This is a genomic window from uncultured Mailhella sp., assembly GCF_944324575.1.
Taxonomy (GTDB): Bacteria; Desulfobacterota; Desulfovibrionia; order Desulfovibrionales; family Desulfovibrionaceae; genus Mailhella.
In genome coordinates, this window is record NZ_CALUWV010000130.1 from 1 (window position 1) to 5271 (window position 5271).

The following is a 5271-nucleotide window of genomic DNA, read 5'->3' on the forward strand; positions in this document are numbered from 1 at the left end:
TTCCATTCCCGAGGATTTGAAGGACCGGGCGCGCGATCTGCTCAAAAGGCTCGGCATACGCCGGACAAGCGCGCCCGCGGGCGTGTTTTCCCGCGGAGAGCAGCAGCGCGTGGCCATGGCCCGCGCCGTGCTGTTTCGTCCTTCCGTGCTGCTTGCCGACGAACCTACGGCGAGCCTTGACCGCAGCAATGCTCAGCTCGTCACCGACGAGCTGGTGGATCTCGTCCGTTCCGAAGGCTGCACGCTCATCGTGGTCACCCATGAGCAGGTGCTGCACGGCAGGATGGACCGGCGCTACCGTCTGGAACGCGGTCGTCTTCTCGCCGGTCTGGACGACGAGCTCAAGAGCAAATAGGGGAAGGCGGAACGCCTTCGGACAGGGGCGCTCCTCCTGTTTCCGTTTTTTCCGCACATCTCCCCCTCCCGGAAGTTTTCGGCGGAAACGGTGCGGAACGCCCAGGGGCTTTGCCGCGGATTCCGGACGTTCCGGGGCGCACGCCGGAGGAGCCTCGTTCGTGGCTGGGATGAAGAGGGGAGGAGGGTTCCGGCCGCGGCGGGAAGCCTGACGGGCCGGATATGCAGGGCTTTTTTCGGCCTGATGAAAGCGCGCCGGATGACGCGCCCGGGGCCGCATCAACGAATCATGTTCGAGAGGATGTCGCATGAATCCTTTTCTTTTTCTGCGCGGCGAGCTTCGCCGTTCCTTCGGAGGAGCGCTGGCGCTCGCGCTGGTGCTGGCCTTTGCCGGCAGTCTGAGTCCGGCCGTTTCCATGCTGGAGCGTTCCGTTCGTTCCGGCATGGCGCAGTCGGCCGACGCCTTCGATCTGCTTGTGGGCGCGAAGGGCAGCGCCGTGGATCTCGTGCTCGGTGCGGTGTACCTCAGGCCCGAGCCGCTTTCTCTGCTGCCTTTCGGTACGCTGGAAGAGGTGAAGTCGCACGGCGGCATACGCTGGGCCGCGCCGCTTGCCTTCGGCGATCGCTGGAAGAATTATCCCATCGCAGGCACGTCGTCGGAACTTGTGACGCTGGGCGGAAAGCGTCCGCTCGCTTCGGGAAGAATGTTCATGAACGCGGGCGAGGCCGTCGTCGGCGCGGGCGTGCCTCTGAAGGAGGGCGACAGCTTTTCTCCGAGTCACGGCAGCGTGGCCGAAGCCGCGCTCGATGGCGAGGGCGGGGCTGCTCATGCCCACGAACACAGCTTTCGCGTCGTGGGAAAAATGCCCGCTACGGGCACGCCCTGGGACAGAGCCGTGGTGGTGCCCATTGAGGCGCTCTGGAAGATGCACGATTCCGGGGCCGGTGAGGGACGCTGCTCCGTGGTGGTGGTGAAACCCGTGACCGTGGCCGACGCCTACCGGCTGCGCGGCGCGCTGAACGCGGGGGACTCGCAGGCCGTGTTTTCCGGCGAGGTGCTTACCAGACTTTTCGGCATTCTTGAGCAGATGCATGACATCATGCTGCTGCTTTCCTCGGGCGCGCAGGCGGCGGCGCTTGCCGCAGCTCTTGTTTCCGGCTTCTTTGCCGTGGCCATGCGGGTAAAGGCCATGGCGCTTCTGCGGGCGCTCGGCGCGTCGCACGGATTCATTGCCGTAAGCGTGTGGCTCATGGTATCGGGCGTGCTTTTTGCCGGCTGCGCCCTCGGCCTTGCGTTCGGCACGCTCATGGCTTCGGCGGTCAGCGCCTGGATTCAGGCGGAAACGGGCGTGGCGCTTTTCGTGAGTCTTTCGTCCAGAGAATGTCTGACGGCGCTTGCCACCGCAGGCTGCGGCTGCCTTGCCGCGTTTCTGCCCGCATGGTTTGCCTGCCGCAGAACGGCGGGCGAAATTCTGCGCTCGGCGTAGGAAGCATGATCCGCCGAAAAACGGCGTGACGAAATATGCGCAGAGGCGGCGCGAGGGATGCCCGCGCACGGCGTGCGGGCGCGCCGCGTGTGCGTGTGCGGCCGCGACCTTGAGGGATGGGGCATGCTGTTCGTGAAAAGCACGGGCAGCTCTGTGCGGTCGCAAAAAAGGGGAGGCTCAGGCCTCCCCTTTTCCGTGTCGTGCTGCTCCCCGCGTCTTTTCCGCAGGGCATTGCCGCCCGCGCATTCATTGCAGGGGCGTATTTTTGCCGCGCTCAGCGCCTGGCGGCAAGGTCTATGACTTCGAGATCGTCGGGCACGTACACGCCGCCCCGGAAGGCCTGCTTCGCCTCCTCGGTGTAGCGTTCCTTGCGCAGGGACGGCGGCGTGCGGTCTTCGGTGTGCCAGAGCACGAGATTGCGCACGCGGTGCCTTCCGGCAAGAACGGCGGCTTCGCGCACGGTGCCGTGGCCGATGAGCCGCGGACGAAACACGTTTGCCTCGGCCTCCAGACAGAACGCTTCGTGCAGGAGCCAGTCCGCGCCTTCCAGATAGTGGCCGCAGGCGGGCTGACAGGGCTCGTCGCCGGTGCACACGATGCGCTGACCTTCCGGGCTTTCCATATGAAAGCCGAACTGCTCGGCCTTGCGCGAGTGCGTGTTGAAAAACGTGACGGTGTGCCCGGCGATGCTGCGCTGCTCGCCGTCCTTGACGGGAACGAAGCGTATGTTGCCGCCCACGGTGGAAAACTGCTTTTCGCTCAGGGTGAACTGACAGATGGAACGCAGCTTTTCCGACAGCCGCGTGTGACAGTGAATGCGCAGAAGGTCGCTGCGCTTTTCCCGGAGAAAGAGCGAGGAGACCATGCGCACGAGCCAGATGACGCCGAGAGAATGATCGATGTGCTGATGCGTGACGAAGATGTCCGTGATGTCGAGGAGGGATATGCCGGCCTTCTCAAGCTGAACGAGAATGCCGTTGCCGCCTCCGCCGTCCACCAGCAGACCGCCCTGCGGCCCATGAAGCATGAAACAGGTGTTGTAGTAGCGCAGCGCGTTGGCCGCTCCCGTGCCGAGAACCGTGAGCCTCTCCATGGAGAACCTCCTTGTCTTCTTGTTTCACGATACGGAGCGGAAGAGGCAGCGTCAAGACGCGAAAGGCACGCGAAACGCGCAGCCTGTACCGGACGGTCGCGTTCCGAATCAGGCCGGGCCGCCGGGAGCAGGGGGCTGCGCCGGATTTTTTCAGTCCGCGCGCGGCGTCCGCTTCTGCCGTGCGCGCTCTCCGGGCAGCGCTTTACCGCCAGAAGGAAGCGGACGTTCCGGCGCGTTTTGGGAGCGGAGGTTGAATTATTCTTTTATTCTCAGTGGTTGACGCAGCAACGTTACGGATTGATGATGAAGGACACGCCGGAGGAGCCATGCGAACGCCGCTGTCTGCCCCGTCCCGCGAAGGGACGGCTCTTGTCTTTCTTCTGCTTTCCGTTGCCGTGAGCGCGCTGGAATCGCTTCTGGTGCAGACCTTTTCCATCCATCATTCATTGACGGCAAAAAGCCTTGCGGATACCGTCACGCCGTCTCTTGCGGCCGTGGACGCCCTTGTTCCGCTCAGCCTCGCGCTGCTCTCGCGCCGGGCGTATCTTGTCTTTCTGGTGCTGCAGAGCGTGACGGACGCCGTCGTTCTGCACTATGCCGCCTTTTTCTACAACACGCTCACGCTTTCGGCCATGTACCATTCCATGCAGGGACTCTCGAGTCTTGGCGGTTCCGTGTTCGTGTTCGTCCGGCCGGGCATTCTTTTCCTGCTTTCCCTCGTGCTCGGCGTGCAGCTTCTTCTTGTTCGTCTCTCCGGTCTCTGCCGCGTGCCTTCGCCGCGTGTTCGCGCCGTGCGGGCCGTGGCGGTTCCGCTCTGTTTCATGCTTGTGGCCGTCACGGTGTTTCAGGAACACGGCAGGTCGGGCATGCTCAGCCTGTGGACGGGCGAGGGGCCGCATGTCAGCACGTTCGACCGCCGCAGTCAGGAAGGCTCGAAGCAGTCCGTGCGGCGCCTCGGCTACCTTGCCACGTGGGCGGGGGAGTGGGCAGGCGGCGCGTACCGGGACTTGAGCCTCGTGCATGCCGAGAAAAGGTGCGCGGATCCCGACGCGCTTTTTCGTGAAACGCACCGGGAGGCGGCCGGAGACTGGTGCGGCTGTCCGCTGCCTTCCCTCCGGGGGCCCGTGGCCATGATTCAGGTGGAAAGTCTTGACTACGCCGCGCTTTCCATGAGTTTCGGCGGCCATGAGGTCATGCCCTTTCTGCGCTCGCTTCTGCCTTCGTCGCTGCTTCTTCGGGCCTTTGCTCCGCACAAGGTGGGCTCGGCCAATGCCGACTACGAGCTTTTGAACGGTCGCGTGGCGGAAGAGAACGTCATGTACTATTCCCACATACGGGACTACCCCGACAGCGTGATACGCGCGCTCGCGTCCCGTCGTCCGGCGGTGTTCCACGGACTTGAGGGGGAGCTTTTTCATCTCAGGGAGGCGTACCGTCTCATGGGCTTCGGGGAAACCTTCTTCAAGGAGGAGCTTGTCCTTGAAGGATACCCGGCAAGCACGCTGGCGCTCGAGCACGTGACGGACGAGCACGTGCTCGATGCGGCGGCAAGGTATCTGGAGGAGGGCAGGGGAGAGGCGGTGTTTGTCGTGACCATGAGCAGTCACATTCCCTTCATGGAGCCGTGGCCGCCCTTCGGTCTCGGGCGGGGAATGTTTGCAAGGTACGTCTCCTCGCTGCGCTACGCGGATGCGTGCCTTGCCTCCTTTTACGCCCGTCTGCCGGAAGGCGCGCTCTTCGTGCTCTGGGGCGACCACGGCAGCGACGTGCCCTATCCCTCGTTTCTCAGGGACAACGGCAGACACGTGCCTTTTCTTGTGAACGTGAAGTGCCGCGACGCGTGGCTTGCCGGATGGAAGGGAGACGAGGAGCGTTCGTTCACGCTCTGTTCGCTCTCCTGGCTTCTGCGCAGGCTGCTTTTTCAGGGTCGCTGACGGGAGCGCCCCGGCCGGGCGAGGGCAAGGGCGAAGCAGAAGAGAAGAAGCAGCGCGCAGGCAAGGCCGAAGAGCTCGCGCCGGACGTGCCGCTCCGCCATGCCGGGCTGCGCGTACGCGGCCATGCCCGCAAGAGCCGCGGCGTCGAGCTCCTCCCCGGCCCAGGGCAGGACGACAAGCAGGCCCGCCGTCATGAGCAGAGCCGCCGCCGCGTTGCAGAGCGTCCAGGGACGGCAGAGGGCGCTTCTGCCCGCAAGAAGCGTCAGCGCAAGACCGGTGAAGAGAGTGCCGAAGGCCCCCACGGGCACGAGCACGCACTGACTGACCACGGCGGCGGCCCGGAGCAGGCCGAAGAGGTCGTCTTCTCCGGCAAGCGGCGCTTCGGGCACGCGCGTGAGCACGC

At 64.6% G+C, this 5271-nt stretch carries 5 protein-coding genes; 3 read left to right on the forward strand and 2 right to left on the reverse strand.

Annotated elements, in window-relative coordinates:
• Both Q0J81_RS10450 and Q0J81_RS10455 read left to right on the forward strand, forming a co-directional pair.
• A partial coding sequence (locus tag Q0J81_RS10450; protein WP_294447705.1) for an ATP-binding cassette domain-containing protein occupies window positions 1–355 on the forward strand: 355 nt, incomplete at its 5' end.
• A 307-nt stretch (window positions 356–662) separates the two neighbouring features.
• Window positions 663–1841: an ABC transporter permease gene (locus Q0J81_RS10455; RefSeq protein ID WP_294447706.1), complete on the forward strand. Its 1179-nt coding sequence runs from the start codon at window positions 663–665 to the stop codon at window positions 1839–1841.
• Between the two features lie 274 nt (window positions 1842–2115).
• Here the strand turns inward: Q0J81_RS10455 and Q0J81_RS10460 are convergent, their stop codons facing one another.
• Window positions 2116–2934 (reverse strand): MBL fold metallo-hydrolase, encoded by an 819-nt coding sequence (locus tag Q0J81_RS10460; RefSeq protein ID WP_294447708.1) that lies wholly within the window; start codon window positions 2932–2934, stop codon window positions 2116–2118.
• Between the two features lie 326 nt (window positions 2935–3260).
• On the opposite strand from Q0J81_RS10460, the gene Q0J81_RS10465 reads away from it, so the two are divergent.
• Window positions 3261–4868 carry a sulfatase-like hydrolase/transferase gene (locus Q0J81_RS10465; RefSeq protein ID WP_294447711.1) on the forward strand — a complete coding sequence of 536 codons (1608 nt, stop codon included), beginning with the start codon at window positions 3261–3263 and terminating at the stop codon, window positions 4866–4868.
• Here the strand turns inward: Q0J81_RS10465 and Q0J81_RS10470 are convergent.
• Window positions 4856–5271 (reverse strand): hypothetical protein (locus Q0J81_RS10470; protein ID WP_294447713.1); only part of this gene is annotated, 416 nt, incomplete at its 5' end. The genes Q0J81_RS10465 and Q0J81_RS10470 overlap by 13 nt on opposite strands.